Origin of the sequence: Wolbachia endosymbiont of Encarsia formosa (genome assembly GCF_039540065.1) — a bacterium.
GTDB lineage: Bacteria > Pseudomonadota > Alphaproteobacteria > Rickettsiales > Anaplasmataceae > Wolbachia.
Genome location: NZ_CP154278.1, coordinates 1,074,745 through 1,089,556, shown reverse-complemented (window position 1 = coordinate 1,089,556; position 14,812 = coordinate 1,074,745). Strand labels below are relative to the sequence as shown.

The 14,812-nt window shown below is 32.9% G+C and carries 14 protein-coding genes and 1 tRNA gene; 8 read left to right on the top strand and 7 right to left on the bottom strand.

The window, feature by feature from the left end:
- The first annotated feature begins 52 nt into the window (after window positions 1–52).
- Complete coding sequence (gene rnhA / locus AAE962_RS05905) at window positions 53–490, top strand: ribonuclease HI (protein ID WP_343288956.1); 438 nt, start codon at window positions 53–55, stop codon at window positions 488–490.
- Window positions 483–3,419, top strand: coding sequence for an AsmA-like C-terminal domain-containing protein (locus tag AAE962_RS05900; RefSeq protein ID WP_343288955.1), 2,937 nt, complete (start codon window positions 483–485; stop codon window positions 3,417–3,419). The genes rnhA and AAE962_RS05900 overlap by 8 nt, the downstream gene beginning before the upstream one ends.
- A 30-nt stretch (window positions 3,420–3,449) precedes the next feature.
- Here AAE962_RS05900 and AAE962_RS05895 read toward each other — a convergent pair whose 3' ends face one another.
- The 5 genes from AAE962_RS05895 to AAE962_RS05875 form a co-directional block, all read right to left on the bottom strand.
- Window positions 3,450–3,863 (bottom strand): DedA family protein, encoded by a 414-nt coding sequence (locus AAE962_RS05895; RefSeq protein WP_343288954.1) that lies wholly within the window; start codon window positions 3,861–3,863, stop codon window positions 3,450–3,452.
- Window positions 3,832–5,226 (bottom strand): cysteine--tRNA ligase, encoded by a 1,395-nt coding sequence (gene cysS, locus AAE962_RS05890; protein WP_343288953.1) that lies wholly within the window; start codon window positions 5,224–5,226, stop codon window positions 3,832–3,834. Before cysS ends, AAE962_RS05895 begins: the two co-directional genes overlap by 32 nt.
- Window positions 5,219–5,875 (bottom strand): exopolysaccharide biosynthesis protein, encoded by a 657-nt coding sequence (locus AAE962_RS05885; protein WP_343288952.1) that lies wholly within the window; start codon window positions 5,873–5,875, stop codon window positions 5,219–5,221. Before AAE962_RS05885 ends, cysS begins: the two co-directional genes overlap by 8 nt.
- Before the next feature lie 126 nt (window positions 5,876–6,001).
- Window positions 6,002–6,169 (bottom strand): twin-arginine translocase TatA/TatE family subunit, encoded by a 168-nt coding sequence (locus tag AAE962_RS05880; RefSeq protein WP_006013840.1) that lies wholly within the window; start codon window positions 6,167–6,169, stop codon window positions 6,002–6,004.
- Between the two features lie 123 nt (window positions 6,170–6,292).
- A complete protein-coding gene (locus AAE962_RS05875) occupies window positions 6,293–7,042 on the bottom strand; it encodes an ABC transporter ATP-binding protein (protein WP_343288951.1) in 750 nt (249 codons plus the stop codon).
- 151 nt (window positions 7,043–7,193) lie between these two features.
- Here AAE962_RS05875 and AAE962_RS05870 point away from each other — a divergent pair.
- Window positions 7,194–7,267: transfer RNA gene (locus AAE962_RS05870), tRNA-Arg, on the top strand.
- Between the two features lie 66 nt (window positions 7,268–7,333).
- Here the strand turns inward: AAE962_RS05870 and AAE962_RS05865 are convergent.
- Window positions 7,334–8,590 carry an ankyrin repeat domain-containing protein gene (locus AAE962_RS05865; RefSeq protein ID WP_343288950.1) on the bottom strand — a complete coding sequence of 419 codons (1,257 nt, stop codon included), beginning with the start codon at window positions 8,588–8,590 and terminating at the stop codon, window positions 7,334–7,336.
- Window positions 8,591–8,708: 118 nt separating this feature from the next.
- Here AAE962_RS05865 and glpX point away from each other — a divergent pair, with 118 nt between their 5' ends.
- The 3 genes from glpX (at window position 8,709) to AAE962_RS05850 (ending at window position 11,121) form a co-directional block, all read left to right on the top strand.
- A complete protein-coding gene (gene glpX, locus AAE962_RS05860; protein ID WP_343288949.1) occupies window positions 8,709–9,632 on the top strand; it encodes a class II fructose-bisphosphatase in 924 nt (307 codons plus the stop codon).
- Between the two features lie 298 nt (window positions 9,633–9,930).
- A complete protein-coding gene (locus tag AAE962_RS05855; protein ID WP_343288948.1) occupies window positions 9,931–10,908 on the top strand; it encodes a hypothetical protein in 978 nt (325 codons plus the stop codon).
- 72 nt (window positions 10,909–10,980) lie between these two features.
- A complete protein-coding gene (locus AAE962_RS05850; RefSeq protein ID WP_343288947.1) occupies window positions 10,981–11,121 on the top strand; it encodes a hypothetical protein in 141 nt (46 codons plus the stop codon).
- A gap of 159 nt (window positions 11,122–11,280) precedes the next feature.
- On the opposite strand, the gene ychF is transcribed toward AAE962_RS05850, so the two are convergent.
- The gene (ychF, locus tag AAE962_RS05845) at window positions 11,281–12,375 is read right to left on the bottom strand and encodes a redox-regulated ATPase YchF (RefSeq protein ID WP_343288946.1); all 1,095 of its coding nucleotides are present in this window, start codon (window positions 12,373–12,375) and stop codon (window positions 11,281–11,283) included.
- A gap of 90 nt (window positions 12,376–12,465) precedes the next feature.
- On the opposite strand from ychF, the gene AAE962_RS05840 reads away from it, so the two are divergent.
- Window positions 12,466–13,605, top strand: coding sequence for a hypothetical protein (locus AAE962_RS05840; RefSeq protein ID WP_343288945.1), 1,140 nt, complete (start codon window positions 12,466–12,468; stop codon window positions 13,603–13,605).
- Between the two features lie 479 nt (window positions 13,606–14,084).
- Complete coding sequence (locus tag AAE962_RS05835; protein WP_343288944.1) at window positions 14,085–14,756, top strand: hypothetical protein; 672 nt, start codon at window positions 14,085–14,087, stop codon at window positions 14,754–14,756.
- The last annotated feature ends 56 nt before the right edge of the window (window positions 14,757–14,812 follow it).

The following is a 14,812-nucleotide window of genomic DNA, read 5'->3' as shown; positions in this document are numbered from 1 at the left end:
TTGTGATTTTATAGAAGCAACGATATACTTTATTAATTCACTACAGTTAAAGATGAAGAAAAAGGAAGTGACAATATACACAGATGGAGCATGCTCTGGTAACCCAGGGACAGGAGGGTGGGCAGCAATCATATTATTTCAAAATCATAGAAAGAACATATGTGGTAGAGAAGAAAATACTACAAATAATAAAATGGAATTAACAGCAGTGATCAATGGGCTGAAAGCACTAAAATTTCCTTGTAATGTCAATTTATATACGGATAGTCTTTATGTTAAGCATAGTATAACAGAATGGATAAATAAGTGGAAAATGAATAGTTGGAAGACAAGTAATAAGAAGTCAGTAAAAAATATAGAATTATGGAAGGAATTGGATAATGTTGCTTTGCAACACGAAATTAATTGGAAGTGGGTAAAAGCGCATAATGGTGATAAATACAATGAGGAAGCTGACAGCTTAGCAAGAAAAGCAATAATCGATGCTTAAAAAAATAGCTCTATCATTTTCTATAATTTTATTATTTATATTCTGCTTCTTTATCCCTTTTAAAGGGGAAGGTCCTTTAGAAATCAATATTAGTTATATTAATTTTTATATAAAGAAAAAAATATTAAAGATATTTACCAATTCGGATATCAGCATGGAGAGTACCTCGGTTATTTGGCAGAAAGATGGCAAGCTAGTCATTACAGATTTAAAAATAATAAATCCTGACTTTACCATAGAAGTTCCTGAGCTTTTCGTACACTTTAAGTTAAGTTCCAAAAAGTTCTCTCAGGTTTTAGCTGGTAATGTACACATATATATCAAGAAGGAAGAGACCAGAGGAATAACAACATCTGTAATGACAGATAAGATGAGTAGTACAAAAAATCTGCTGAAGACAATAAGAAAAATTTTTTTCTACTTAAATGCAGACTCAAGGATTGAAATTACTAACATTGCTGTCAATAAAAGCACGGAAGGTGAATTCTTCATTGATAAAGTATATGTAGGAAAGGAGGAAAATTTTAATGTTTTGGATATTCGTGTTCATACAAAAGATAAAAAGGGGATTCTAGATGATTTATCTATTATGATAAAAAATCGCAATAATTTGTTAAATTTGTATGGAACATTTTATAACCTAAAGTTGGGGCTATTTAACGAGTTTTCCACACTAGTTAAAAGTTACAATTTGGACAAAGAAATAGGGTTCAAAGGGAACTTCTCAATGAGAATTAATAGAAAGGATGAAGTTATGGATGGAAACATATACGTGTTAAATACAGAGAGTCACTCAGGTAAAAACTTAGCCTTGACTAATGTAAATGTAAATTTGACATATAGTGATGAAATCATTAGCGTAAAAAACTTTCATTTCAAGTTAAATGATACTTACCTTTCTTTGATTGGCAAAATGAACTTTGGCACAAATCATGCTTTGCTTAGAGTTAATATTAGTAAACTTGTTGCAAAAGATTTATGTACTTATGTACCAGATGGTCTAGTGAACAATGAATTTAGAAAGTGGTATTGTAATAATATTGATGGGAATATTATAAATACAATTATAAGTTTTAACGGTAAAATCGATAGTTTAATAAATGATGATCTGTCAGGTATTGTAATTGTTGCTGATATAGAAAATGGCAGCGTTCAATTTGATGAGGATTTTGAACGAGTGGAGAAGTTGAACGGTGAGTTAACTCTCAAGGATAACAATCTCAAAATTATTGTAAATAGTGCCAAGTTCCAGAATTTCACTATCGATAGTAGTGATATTGAAATGAACTCTCTAAATAAGGAAGATTCAGTTCTTACCATTAACGGTCAGGCTGTAAGTGATGCTTATGGGTTATATGAGCCTATAAGATTTAAGCTGGATGATGTGGTAAAACTTGAAAGAGATAAAGTAGATGGAATAGCAAAGTCTGTATTCAATTTTCGCATTTTTAATCTAAATTCTAGTGATAAAAAAGTAGATTTTTCGGCCAAATTTCATTCTGAAATTGATAGTTTGGTGGTGTATAATGGAAGTTTTGGTAAGTATGATATTAAGCTCGATTTTGGGAGTGACTTTATAGATTTAAATGGTAGTGGTATGGTGAATAATACACATCTTCTATTTGACCTCAAAAGTAGCAATAAAAATGAAAATTTTGCCTGGAGTTTGACTGGAGATTTACCTGCTCAAATACTTAATTTCGGTGATGGTTATATCAATGCAAATATAGAGTCCGTAATGTATCAAGACAAAACAGGGTACGTTAATGGTAATATAGATTTATCAGAGCTCGAGTTGCGTTCAATCTACTTAGGATGGAAAAATCATTTTGAAGATCACAATGAAGTTTTATTTTCTACAAGGCTAAAAGGATCAGGTAAGTTACTAATAGATAAACTAGACGTTGTAGGAAGTGATCTAGACATAAAATTTAGCGGAAGAGTAGAAAATGGAAATCTATATTTAAATTCTAGCAATTTTAAATTACCTGATAATAATTTTAGTATAGAAATTGAATCAGGTAAGGAGAAAGATGCCATAACTATTCACGGTGAGAAAATCAACTTAAGTGATGTGTTAGGTTTACTTGGCAAAGATAGTAATCGATTAAGTAACAAAATAGAAGTTACTATGAATGTTGACAATATAATTATGAAAGAAGGCATTACCATAGAAGATGCCAAGCTGAACGTAACTTGCGCTAAAGGTGATTGCAGTGGAAGTCAATTTACAGGAAAGTTTTCAGAGGATAATAGTAGTATATTAGCAGAATACAGTGAAATAGGGCTTGAAATATACGCGGATAATTCAGGTATGTTTTTGCGTTCTTTAGGGATTAGTAAATCAGTTAAAAACGGCAAATTCTCTCTTTATCTATCTTCTAAGAGAGAAAATGGAGGACATTATGGTATGTTATCTATCAGCAATTTCTATATCAAAGATGCTCCATTACTTACTACTTTATTATCAATGTCCTCACTTCCTGGCATTGTAAATGCTATAAAGAACGAAGGTGTGCATTTTTATAAGTTTAATGTACCTTTTTCATATAAAGATGGCACTGTTGAAATTGAAGAATCTTGGCTTGAAGGAGCGGAACTGGGAATTAGTACTAGTGGTACGCTCAATACTAAGGATTATAAGTTCCAGGTTGAAGGACAAGTAATACCGGCATACTCAATTAACAAATCTTTGTTGAAAATCCCTATAATCGGAAAACTTCTGACTGGTGGGAAGAGTAGGGGGATTATTTCAATAGACTACAAAGCAAATGGTGATGATAAAAACAATAACGTATCTGTTAATCCTATTTCTTCTCTCACTCCAAGCTTATTTAAGAGGTTATTAGGAGTATTTGATCGTATTATGACAAAAACTAATAAAAACGTTTTAAAAGGTAGTTTGAAGAAGAAATTTAGCTCAATATGACCAGAAGAAAAGTTATTTATTGATGTTTAGTTAGATGGTAAAAGTTAGATACAACAAACAGAGGAAGTTAGATAAAATAATTAAGGGAACAAGAATATAAAGGTTTAACTTGAAGTAACCGGATAAAATCTGAGTCACACTTCCAAGTGCTGGTACCCACGAAAGCAATGCAACTGCACAAATCAGTAGGTGCCTTACAATTTTTGGTGTTTTGTCTTCATTCTCTAATTTGTGATGTGATCTTCTGATAAAAATTGTTATTCTACCTAAATACCAGTTAGCTATTCCACCAAGACTGGATCCCGATACTCCAAAAAGTAATATAAGTAGTTGATTGTAATGTGACCTAAAGCATAACATAGTGTAAAGTACAAAACCTTGATGTATGGGTAAGATAAGTGATGATACTAGGCTATCTATAAACAATAGGAGATAATTTTCCATACCAAGTTGTTGTACCATCTTCGTTGTCAGAAATTGTAACCCCCATTTGTTTCAATTGCTCTCTTATTTTGTCCGCAGTATCATAATCTTTATTTTGTTTTGCTACTTTTCTTAAGTCTATCAACCTTTCTATTTCTTGATGACTTACATCACTTGCAAACCACTCTTGATAACTTGACTCAAGAAGACCAATGAACCTTGCGCTTTTAACAAAGTTCTTAGTTAATTTGAGCTTCTCATATTCATTAATTGTCTTATTGATTTCTGTAGCCATTTCATGCAATATGGCTACAGCTTCAGGAATGTTTAAATCGTTTTTCAAAGCCTCTATAAAATCTTTAGAGACTTCTGCATCACTTTCCTCAATACATGTACTACGTAATAACCGATAAAACTTGTTTAAAGTTTCTTGCGACTCAGAGATAACATTTTCTGTCCAATCAAGTGGTTTTCTGTAGTGAGTTTTAAGCAGCGCATAACGTATTACTTCACCCTTTATTCCACTATCTAACAAATCCCTTACTTTGACCATATTAAATAAGGATTTGCTCATTTTCTCTTCATTTACCGTAAGAAAACCGTTGTGTACCCAATATTTTGCAAACTTTGACCCAGCAAATGCAGATTTACTCTGTGCAATTTCATTCTCATGATGAGGAAATTGCAAGTCTATACCGCCACCGTGAATATCAAAATCTTTGCCAAGGTAAGCATATGACATTGCTGAACATTCTATATGCCACCCTGGTCTTCCCTCTCCCCATGGACTATTCCAGTGACTTGAAAGTTTATAGTCAGTTTCGTTTGCAGGTTTCCAAAGTACGAAGTCTCCTGGGTGTTTTTTATTTTCACCCACTTCAACTCTATTACCATGATACAACTCATCAATTTTTTTCCCTGATAAAACACCGTACTCAGGGTAAGATTCTACACTAAAATATACATGTTTATTTGATTCATAAGCATGACCAGAATGCAGCAAAGATTCAATTAACTCAATAATTTGGTCTATATTTTCTGTTGCTTTTGGTTCATGTGTTGGTTCTACGCAATTTATGCTTCTCATATCTTCATGAAAAGCTTTGGTATAATATGCGCTGATACTTTCTATATTACTACTTTTCTTATTTGCTGCATTGATTATCTTGTCATCGATGTCGGTTATATTACGCACATAAGTAACTTTGCCATAACAAAATTTAAGCAGTCGAAATAATACATCGTAAACAACAATAGAACGTGCATTACCTATATGTGCTGTATCATATACTGTTGGCCCACAAACGTACATTTTTATATGATCTTTATCGATCGGTGTAAAGGGCTCTTTTTTTTTTGTTAAAGTGTTGTAAAGCTTAACCATATACAAAGCTTTTTAGAAAAGAAAATGCTCCAAATATAAGCTGTGGTCCTTTAACTATTACGACAAGAGTAAGTAATAACCCACACAATGATACTAATACTCCCATTATAGAGAGAAATCCATCTTTGCTCATGATACCCAGTGAAATGAGAGTTGTACCAATTGCAGGAATGAAGTTAGTTAAAGGAAGTGGGATTGCTATCGATAATGCACAAAGCAGCATTATAAATGCTAAAATATTTTCACCAGGACCACGAAAAATGAAAGACATTCTTGGTTTCATGAACTTTTCTATTTTTTTTAATGTAGGTGAAGTTTTCTCTACCACGAGAGCTAGTGTTGAACGTTGAAAAGATTTCCTTTCTAGCCAATTAGGCATCCAAGGAGAATCAAACCCAAATAGAAGCTGCAGTGAAAATAAGATTAAAGGTATAGAAAGAATGGTTGTATATCCAGGTGGAACAGGTATAGGTACTGATAGCGGTAAAGAGAAGATGATTATTAAAATACCAAAACCACGCTCATGTAAAGCTGTTTTAATATCAAATAATGTTACTTTATCATTATCGTTATTATTAGTATCTGAAACCTCTTTTAGAATATCAGAGGCCAATTTTTTATCTTTGCTCAGTTTCGCACTTTTTTGCATAATTTCCCTTTAATAACATTCTAACTAACGTAATTATTAATATATTTCATTTATACCTCTTCAATTCTTTAGCCTTGTTTAAACAAATGACACTCACTAAAGTGCGTGTCACGAAACATAAGGAAGCTAACGATCTGGTTCATTAGATGATAGTTTCTCTGAATCCTTAAGTTCTTGTTTAAGGTTTTTAATGCCTTTGCCTAAATCACCCATAACTTGTGGTAACCTACCTGCACCAAACAGAACTAAGATTATTATTAAGACTAGAAACAGCTGCCATGGACCTAAACTCATTTGTACCTCCGTTGAAAATATTAACTTTTAGGTATTAAAACTTGACTGAAGCCAAGTGATACATAAATTATATCACTTTTATTGAATTATAAATCAAGAGTTTTTAATTATCTTATAATAGTTTTATCCTAACATTAAGTTTATCTGTGGAGTAAAAGGAAGCTCACTAAAAAATTTTGCTAACGTATCATCTTTAGGTCTGTGGTATATGTAGCTAGGAACTCCTGATTGAATAATTTTACCATTTTTCATCACGTAAATAAAATCTGCAACTTTCAACGCTTCTTGCGGATCATGAGTTACCATGAGTACAGGAATATTTTTGCTTCTAAAAAGTGACAATATATGGTGCCTTATTCGATATTTGAGCAGTATATCTAAATTAGAAAATGGTTCATCGAGCAAAACAACATCAGGATTTTGCGCCATTACTCTTGCTATTGCAACTAATTGTTGCTGTCCTCCTGATAAAGCATGAGGGTACATGTTTTCATATTTTTCTATATTAAATAGCTTTAAGATTTCCAATGCAGTAAGGTATTTTTCTTTCTTAGAAGTACTGCAAATAGCAAAAGTTATATTTTCTATTACTGTTTTATGAGGAAATAATGCAGAATGCTGAAAAATCAATCCGATATTTCTACGCTCTATAGCAATTGACACTTTGTTACTTGCAACTAATTTATCATTTATAACAATGGTTCCAGATTTTGGATTTTCTATTCCTGCGATTAATTTTATAATTGTTGACTTGCCACAGCCAGAATGACCTAGTAAACAGGCAACACCTCCTTTCTTCACTTGAATGTTGATGTTGCTTAAAGCAAAGCCATCTTGATTACTATAAAAGTAACTAATATTGTTAACTAGCATTAATCTTTCAATTGGAATCGTATTATTAAATATAACAGTATTACATTCAAGAAATACAGAAATATTTTTTATTATTGTGAATTAATTGTACAGGGTGCCTAGAAAAATGCGAGACTTTTTGCTATAATTTTGCATAAATAGCAGAAGACATGGGACTATAGCTCAGTAGGATAGAGCGTTGGATTCCTAATCCGAAGGCCGTGCGTTCGAATCGCACTAGTCCCACTTAATTTTGATAAAGTAGTTTAACAATCAAGAAATTATAATTGGTTTGAAAAGTGATTCTAGGAGCTAGATTGCATGGTTTCTCAAACTTGAATTTACAGGTTCAACCTTATTTTCTCTCATTTCGCTGTAACTTGGAAGTGTAAAATTTTTTACATGTAATCCAGTTACCATTACAACTAAAATAGCTAGAACACTGCAAACTAATGCGCCAGCTAAAGATGGAACCATAACAGCAGTAGCAACAAACAATCCTGCAATAACAACTCCAACAACATCACTCCTTAATGAGGCGTAAAAACTCTCCTTACTTTTTTTGTATTTAGTTTCTTTTTCATGTGGTGGAGAAAATTGAGCCTCTACAAAGCCGTTAGCTTTCTTATCATTATTTGGTGTGACAGTTGGGCCAGTCCTTGTTGATACAGGTGCTTCATTTTTGTTATTATTACCATTAGTACTAACTGGAGGCGCTGTTGATACAGATCTATTACCAACGTTTCCATTACTGCTGCAAGGTTTTATTCTAAATTCCTTTACATTAGACGTTTTTTGCTTTTCTTGTTTCTTATCTATTGATGATTCAAGCAATTTAATTATTGCAACATTTGAGTAGTATTTACAATGATCAGAATTGTTGGGATCTCCTTTAAACTTAGAATCTATTTTAAGTTCTTTTTCAAGTGATGACTGACTTTCTTTAATTACTACCAAAAGATTCCTAACATCAGCTTCTGGTATATCCGTCATATACTTTAAAAGTAACCTAACTTTTGGTGGATCACCATCTATAGAGGCATCACTCAAAGCCTGAACTTTCTCTTCTCCAGTAAATCTTTTGTTATTCAAGAGTATCTTCATAACTTCAGTGCTCTCATTGTGAGGAGCTGTGTTAAGAACCTCTAGTATTTTCGTATGATCTATGTAATCTAAAAATATCTCAAACTCTTGAACTTTACCTTCATTAACGGCGGTCAACAAAGCATTCGATTTTCTTTCTTGATCAAATTTATCGCTATCCAAAAATATCTTTATAACGTTAGGTTTTTTACCTGACACAGCGTAATCTAATACAGTTTTAGAAGTAGTATCTCCAATATCAATTTTAATATTTGACTTTGCGAGCAATTCAAAAATTTTTAGAAATGTATCATAATCATTTAAAATACTGCTTTTCCCTGAGCGGAGAATATCCATAAATAAATCACAAACATTTGCATCTGTTGCTCCACTTTGTTTTAGCTTCTCACAAAATTCATGAGCAGTTATATCAGGATTATTAGTTACAAATTCCTTTACATTGTCATAAGCTAAGTTACTGACCATATTCAAAACCTATCATTATTGCTATATGCTTATTATATCAACTTTTTCATGATCAGTCAAGTAATCTTGCAGTCTCAAATGGCATGATATATATTGATTTATGATTCTTGAGTAAATGATGGAAGATTTAGCTTATAAGTTAGTGAAAGTAACCGAAGCTGCAGCACTTGCTGCATATAAATTGGCAGGCCTTGGTGATGAAAAAAAGGCCGATCAGGTTGCAGTTGATGCAATGCGTACGGTGCTAAACTCAATGGAAATAAATGGTACAATTGTGATTGGTGAAGGGGAGAGGGACGAAGCACCGATGCTATATATCGGAGAAAAAGTTGGCACAGGAAGTGGCCCTGACATTGACATCGCTGTTGATCCACTTGAGGGCACTACGATTTGCGCTCATTATAAACAAGGGGCAATGTCTGTTCTTGCTGCAACAAAAAAAGGTAATTTTTTACATGCACCTGATGTTTATATGGAAAAGATAGCAGTGGGAAAAAATCTCCCAGAGGGTGTAGTCTCACTAAAAAATAGGATTGAGAAGAATCTGGACAATTTATCCAAGGCAAAAGGATGTAAAGCAAGTGATCTTATAGTAACTGTACTTAAACGTGAAAGACATGATGAATTAATAGCAAAAATTAGGAAGCTAGGAGCAAAAGTGAAATTAATAGATGATGGTGATGTTGCAGCCATAGTTTCGCTAATAAATGGCAATCACGATATGTATATTGGAACAGGTGGAGCTCCAGAAGGAGTGCTTGCAGCAGCAGCGCTAAGCTCAATCGGTGGGCAGATAGAAGGAAGATTAATATTTGACACGGATCAATTAAAAGAAAGAGCAAAAAATTTGAATATCACTGACCCAGAAAAAATCTACACCGTGAAAGACATGGCAAAAAGTGAATCAGTGTTTATTGCAACTGGAGTAACAAATGGAGAGTTTGTGGATGGAGTAAAGTTTGGCCAAGATATTTGTCTGACTAATTCATTAATAATATTGCCTGGTAAAGTAATAAAAATACAAATAAAATCAATATCTTAAACATTTGTCATATGCTGATTATAAAATTTTTATAGAAGGAAGATACTTATAATTGTCTTAAAAAAATGAATTTACATATTAATTTTAGCTCTACAACATTTGGCATTAAGTTATAGTTAAATAGTAATACTAAGAAGTGCTTAATGTTTAGTTCACTAACTAATTTTTTTACTAATACGTCTAAAAAGAAAAGTTCTCAATCTGAAGAAAATAATCATTCTTTCTCTAACAGCACAGAAAGTTTATTAGTCCAATCTACTAAAAAAATCCTCAACTTGATGATCAAAGTAGAACTGACGTGTCTCCTCAAACAAATCTTCAATTTAGTGAGGATGATGTAAAAAACGTGCTCCAAGACTTCGAAAAATTGGATTTTAAGAACAGTAATGAGTGTTTTAACGAAATAGCAGAAGATTATGAAAGGAGGAAAAAAAGTGACCTTTTTAACTACGTAATATTGAATAAGCGAAAATACATAACAGATATATTAGATCAGAGACTTGCCCACAAAGATCAAGAAAATTTTAGGAAGAAATTTAGTGAATATCTTCTTAAAATAAATGAGAAAATGAATTATGGGAAAGAATTTCAAAATAAACTTCAATTTTTTGAAGATAGGGTAGAAGAAGTATTATCAGATTTTAGAAAATTGAATTTTGGCCTTAAGGATAATTTGTGTAAAGATGATAAGGATAACGTAAATTATAATAAAGGCTGGCCTGCAGATCCATTTGACAAAATAGCGAATTATTATCGATGGAATAAGAACATTTTCCTTTTTAATTATTTAGTATTAAGTAAGCAAAAAGAAATAATAAGTATATTGAATGAAAAGTCTATTCCTGAAGACAAGAGAAAGAATTTTAAAAAGAGGTTGGGTAGATATCTTCTTCTAGTCGAAGAAGGGATGAGTAACGGACAAGAATTTCTCAAAACTGATAGTGCAGTTGCCTTTTTTGATGGATGTTATGTGCCATGCGCATATGCAAAACGTTCTCTTAATCATTATGATCATCTTGGTATTAATATTTCTAAGCCTGGGTGTAGCTTAGAAATCAGCCGTCTTTTCACTGACAAAATTGAAGGGATGGAAAGAAATAAAAATGAGGTAAAGATATTAGAAATATACAGTAACGATAAAAGAATAGCAACGGTTGAGAAGAATGATAAGAAACAAAGAAATTACTGTTTTGAAGAAAATGCAATATGCAACATCAAAGTTAGGTGGAGTGCAGAAGATGAGAAAGGTAATTCTGTTAACTGCTTTATTAGTTGAAATGTAAATTCTGGTGAATTTGAGATTGAGAAGGCAACTATTAATGATGAAGATGTTGAGCTAGACGAAATTTTGAAATTAGCTAAGCAAAATAAGGATATGCTTATAGAAGGTGAAGCTTTGTACGAATTTTTAGAAGAATATCTGGAGCAAGATGTACAATCGCAAAAGGAGGAGATTGTAACACTTGAGGCTGCTGTACCTGTACCATAGGTTAGTTTTTCGTTTGATTCACTAAAACCAGGTGAATTAGAAGCAGGATGTATAGGAGGAGGATATGATCTTAAGTATCTTGCTCATCCTAAGACTAGGTTTGAAGGGCCATCTGAAGTAGAAAAATTACACCCAAAGTATAAGGAATATGATCATTAATTACAGATTAAACCTAAAGTGCATTATATCACCATCTTGCACTATATAGTCTCTGCCTTCAAAGCGAGTTTTGCCTGCATCTTTGCAGGCTGATTCGCTTCCATATTTCACATAATCTGCAAAGCTTATCGTTTCTGCTTTTATGAAGCCTTTTTCAAAATCAGTGTGAATTACACCTGCAGCTTTATCAGCTGTTGATCCTGTCTTTATTGGCCATGCCCGTGCTTCTTTTGGGCCCACAGTAAAAAAAGTTATCATACTTAGCACTTCATACATAATACGCGCTACTACATCAAGTCCTGATTCTTGTAAGCCAAATTCTGATAAAAAACTCTGTTTTTCCTCTTCAATATCAAGATTTGCAATGTCTGCTTCAAGTTTTGCTGAAATGCAATAAAATTTGCTTTTATTTTCTTCCGCCATTTTTTCCACCCTTTTAGATAGTTCATTACCAGTTATAACATTTGTATCTTCAACATTACAGACGTACATAACAGGCTTTGTTGTTAGCAATTGAAGCAACTTCATTTCATCTTTATCAATATGCTCTAAACTTCTTGCAGGCTTGCCAAGTTTTAAAGTAGCTAAAACTTCTTGCATCAACTCAAGTTGTTCATTTAGCTCTTTACCACCTTGCTTTGCTTTTTTTTCAAGTTGTGGAAGCCTTTTTTCTATGCTATCAATATCAGCTAGAATTAATTCCATTTCTACTACTTCAGCGTCTAATATTGGATCTATAGCGCTGTGTACGTGACTGATATCGTTATCCGTAAAACACCTGAGCAGATGAACAATAGCGTCAACTTCTCTGATGTGACTCAGAAATTTATTTCCGAGCCCTTCACCTTTGCTTGCACCCTTTACCAGACCTGCAATATCTACAACTTCTAATTGGTTGTAGATTACCTTCTCTGAACCGGCAATTGCGGCAATTTGTTTCAAACGCTGATCTCTAATTGGTACTTTGCCAACATTTGGCTCTATTGTACAGAAAGGATAGTTTTCAGCTTCGGCTGCACTTGACTCTGTAAGTGCATTAAATAAAGTTGATTTTCCTATGTTTGGCAGTCCAACTATGCCACAATTAAAGCTCATATTCACTATACAAAATTATAATTATTGCATAGTTCAAGAATTTCTGCTATACTTAATTAGTTACTTAATAGCTTAAATTAAGGTAAAGATATGACTATACCTGAGGAAAAGAAATTAACAACTTATTTTGAGGCTAGTGCAAGAAAGTTCAAGACTTCAGAAGTAGTTAAGTATAATACTGCAGGTGATGGCAATTGCTTTTTCCATGCAGTGTTTGGTGACAACAGCTCTGGTATATATAAAGCTGAAAGAGCACAAGATATGAGAATGGAATGGCACAAATTTTTAAGTCAATTTACATCTTTAGATGATGTAAGTATGCCAGCTCCTTTAAGAGCTCAGCTAGAAAAGGTTTTTAATATGTTTCTAAACAATCCAGGGGATCTAACTGGTAAGTCTGATAAAATAGAGAAGTTGGTTGAGCAAACAAACAGGAAAATTGAAAATGCTGAAGATAATGTGAAGAGGTTAGTAAGTAAAGCTATTAGCAAACTTAATGTGTCGCATAATCAAGCTATGCTTAATTTAAAAGAATATGCTGAGGCTCTTAATGGCCATGGTAAAGATGAGTACGGTGACCAATATAACAGTGAATTTATTACACATTCATTCCTTAATAACTCTGAACTCTACCAAGCCTATCTAGAAGCAATAAAAGGTCAAAGTTATTTTATTTTCATTGAAGAAGCTAGTATATTAGCTTCTTTAGCTAACATTGAAATTAATGTCCATTGTGAAGTTAGCGGTAGAGAGAAGCAACAAAAGTTTGAACCAAATCCTGAAATGATAAATGATGATGAAATGAATAAGTTCTTGGGTCGTGATGGTTATAAAATAAATGACGAGTTATGGGGTAGTAAAGAGCGAGAAACAATATATCTTGAAGGAAACCATTACTCTAGAGCTAAAATTGTAACTCAAGAGTTAATAAAACAGCAGCAGGAGCACGAAGACTTTCTATTCGCAAGAGAACTTCAGATAGATGAAATTTTGGAGTATTGTAACCTTTCAAAGGATATCTCTGAGAGAGCAGAGGTTGAGAAGAGGTTTGATGAGTTATTGGCAGGAAATGCTGATGGAAAAATTGGTGATGTTGTAGGGCAGTGCATTAATGATGTACAGCAACGTATAAAATGCCTTGAGGAGCCAGTCTTATCAAGAAGGTGCAGTGTGGAAGAAGCACATGTAGAGAAAGCATTTCATCAACAACATCAAATACTTGCACATTAAATTTTCATGGCCTCATATATTTCTACATGGGGCGTTCTATAAAAATTTTTCAATTTATACTGAACAAATTACAAGAGTGTGGTTATGCTTAATTAATGATTTATTGATACTTTTATTGGTACAATAATTTAATATCTAGAGGGGTAAAATTATGAACTTAAATTAACAATTACTAATAGATTTACATGACATCGAAGTCAATACAATTAAAAAGGAAAAAAACTTTGATTTTAGAACTGCTTTAATACAACTCTTCAAGTCTTTATATGAATTATTAGGGAAAAAGCAAAGCACTTCTAAAATAGACTTAGCTAACGCAGCAGAAAGGGAAAGTAAAAGAATAGGATTAGAAGGTAGATATGACTGGAATGAAATTTTTGATTTAGAGAAAGAAGTTGCTGAAAAAGCAGAAAAACAAAGTGATAAAGAACAAAAATTAAACAAATTTGACAACTTTTATGTAGGACAGGCAATCAGTAATGGAAGATGTTTTTTTCGATTCTTTCAGGCAGAGTCTAGAACAGCAAGCAGGAATACAGGTTACTGTAGAGCAGTTAAGGAATGACTGTAAGAGATTTGCACAAGACAATCCTTCAGAGTGGTTTATAAGTAAAATTGGCAATGATTTTGATGAGGTTGAAGGTGAGTTCATAAATCGTGGAATTACGTGTGACCAATATATCAATCGAATTGAAAAGAATGAATTTTTGGGGCGTACTGATATTGAAGGTAGAATACTTTGTGGGAAGTATTATGTAAAGTTGAATGTTGTAGAGAGTAATCCATTGATTATTACTGATAATCAACAAGATCCGTTCTTGCATCAATTAATAGATAGTTTAGGATCAAAAAATGCAGGTGAGTATAACAGGGTAGATTATAATGACAATAGTGTCTTACATATAGTAAATAGTGGACATGCCCATTTTGAACCACTGCTTAATAGATTAGCAAAACAAACGCAAGAACAACTGTTTGCAAAGCAACTTCAAGAGCAAGAAGATCTTATCTACGCAAAGTGGCTTCAAGGGCAGGAGGAAAAGTTTGCAAGACAACTTCAAGAGCAACATCTCGCACAATCTCTTAACCCAAGATGTAGTATGGAGGAAGTAAAAATAGAAGATCAGCAACAACAAATAATTGTAAAATAATAACTCTATGGTTAATGTGCGAAGATTTAATTTTGTGATTCATAGATGTTATTACA

Bases quoted from the DNA above. Each gene is read 5' to 3' on its own strand.
- rnhA (WP_343288956.1), top strand. From the start codon at position 53: ATGAAGAAAAAGGAAGTGACAATATACACAGATGGAGCATGCTCTGGT.
- glpX (WP_343288949.1), top strand. From the start codon at position 8,709: ATGGAAGATTTAGCTTATAAGTTAGTGAAAGTAACCGAAGCTGCAGCA.
- cysS (WP_343288953.1), bottom strand. From the start codon at position 5,226: ATGGTTAAGCTTTACAACACTTTAACAAAAAAAAAAGAGCCCTTTACA.
- AAE962_RS05835 (WP_343288944.1), top strand. From the start codon at position 14,085: ATGGAAGATGTTTTTTTCGATTCTTTCAGGCAGAGTCTAGAACAGCAA.
- AAE962_RS05865 (WP_343288950.1), bottom strand. From the start codon at position 8,590: ATGGTCAGTAACTTAGCTTATGACAATGTAAAGGAATTTGTAACTAAT.
- AAE962_RS05900 (WP_343288955.1), top strand. From the start codon at position 483: ATGCTTAAAAAAATAGCTCTATCATTTTCTATAATTTTATTATTTATA.
- AAE962_RS05875 (WP_343288951.1), bottom strand. From the start codon at position 7,042: ATGCTAGTTAACAATATTAGTTACTTTTATAGTAATCAAGATGGCTTT.
- AAE962_RS05895 (WP_343288954.1), bottom strand. From the start codon at position 3,863: ATGGAAAATTATCTCCTATTGTTTATAGATAGCCTAGTATCATCACTT.
- ychF (WP_343288946.1), bottom strand. From the start codon at position 12,375: ATGAGCTTTAATTGTGGCATAGTTGGACTGCCAAACATAGGAAAATCA.
- AAE962_RS05880 (WP_006013840.1), bottom strand. From the start codon at position 6,169: ATGAGTTTAGGTCCATGGCAGCTGTTTCTAGTCTTAATAATAATCTTA.
- AAE962_RS05885 (WP_343288952.1), bottom strand. From the start codon at position 5,875: ATGCAAAAAAGTGCGAAACTGAGCAAAGATAAAAAATTGGCCTCTGAT.
- AAE962_RS05840 (WP_343288945.1), top strand. From the start codon at position 12,466: ATGACTATACCTGAGGAAAAGAAATTAACAACTTATTTTGAGGCTAGT.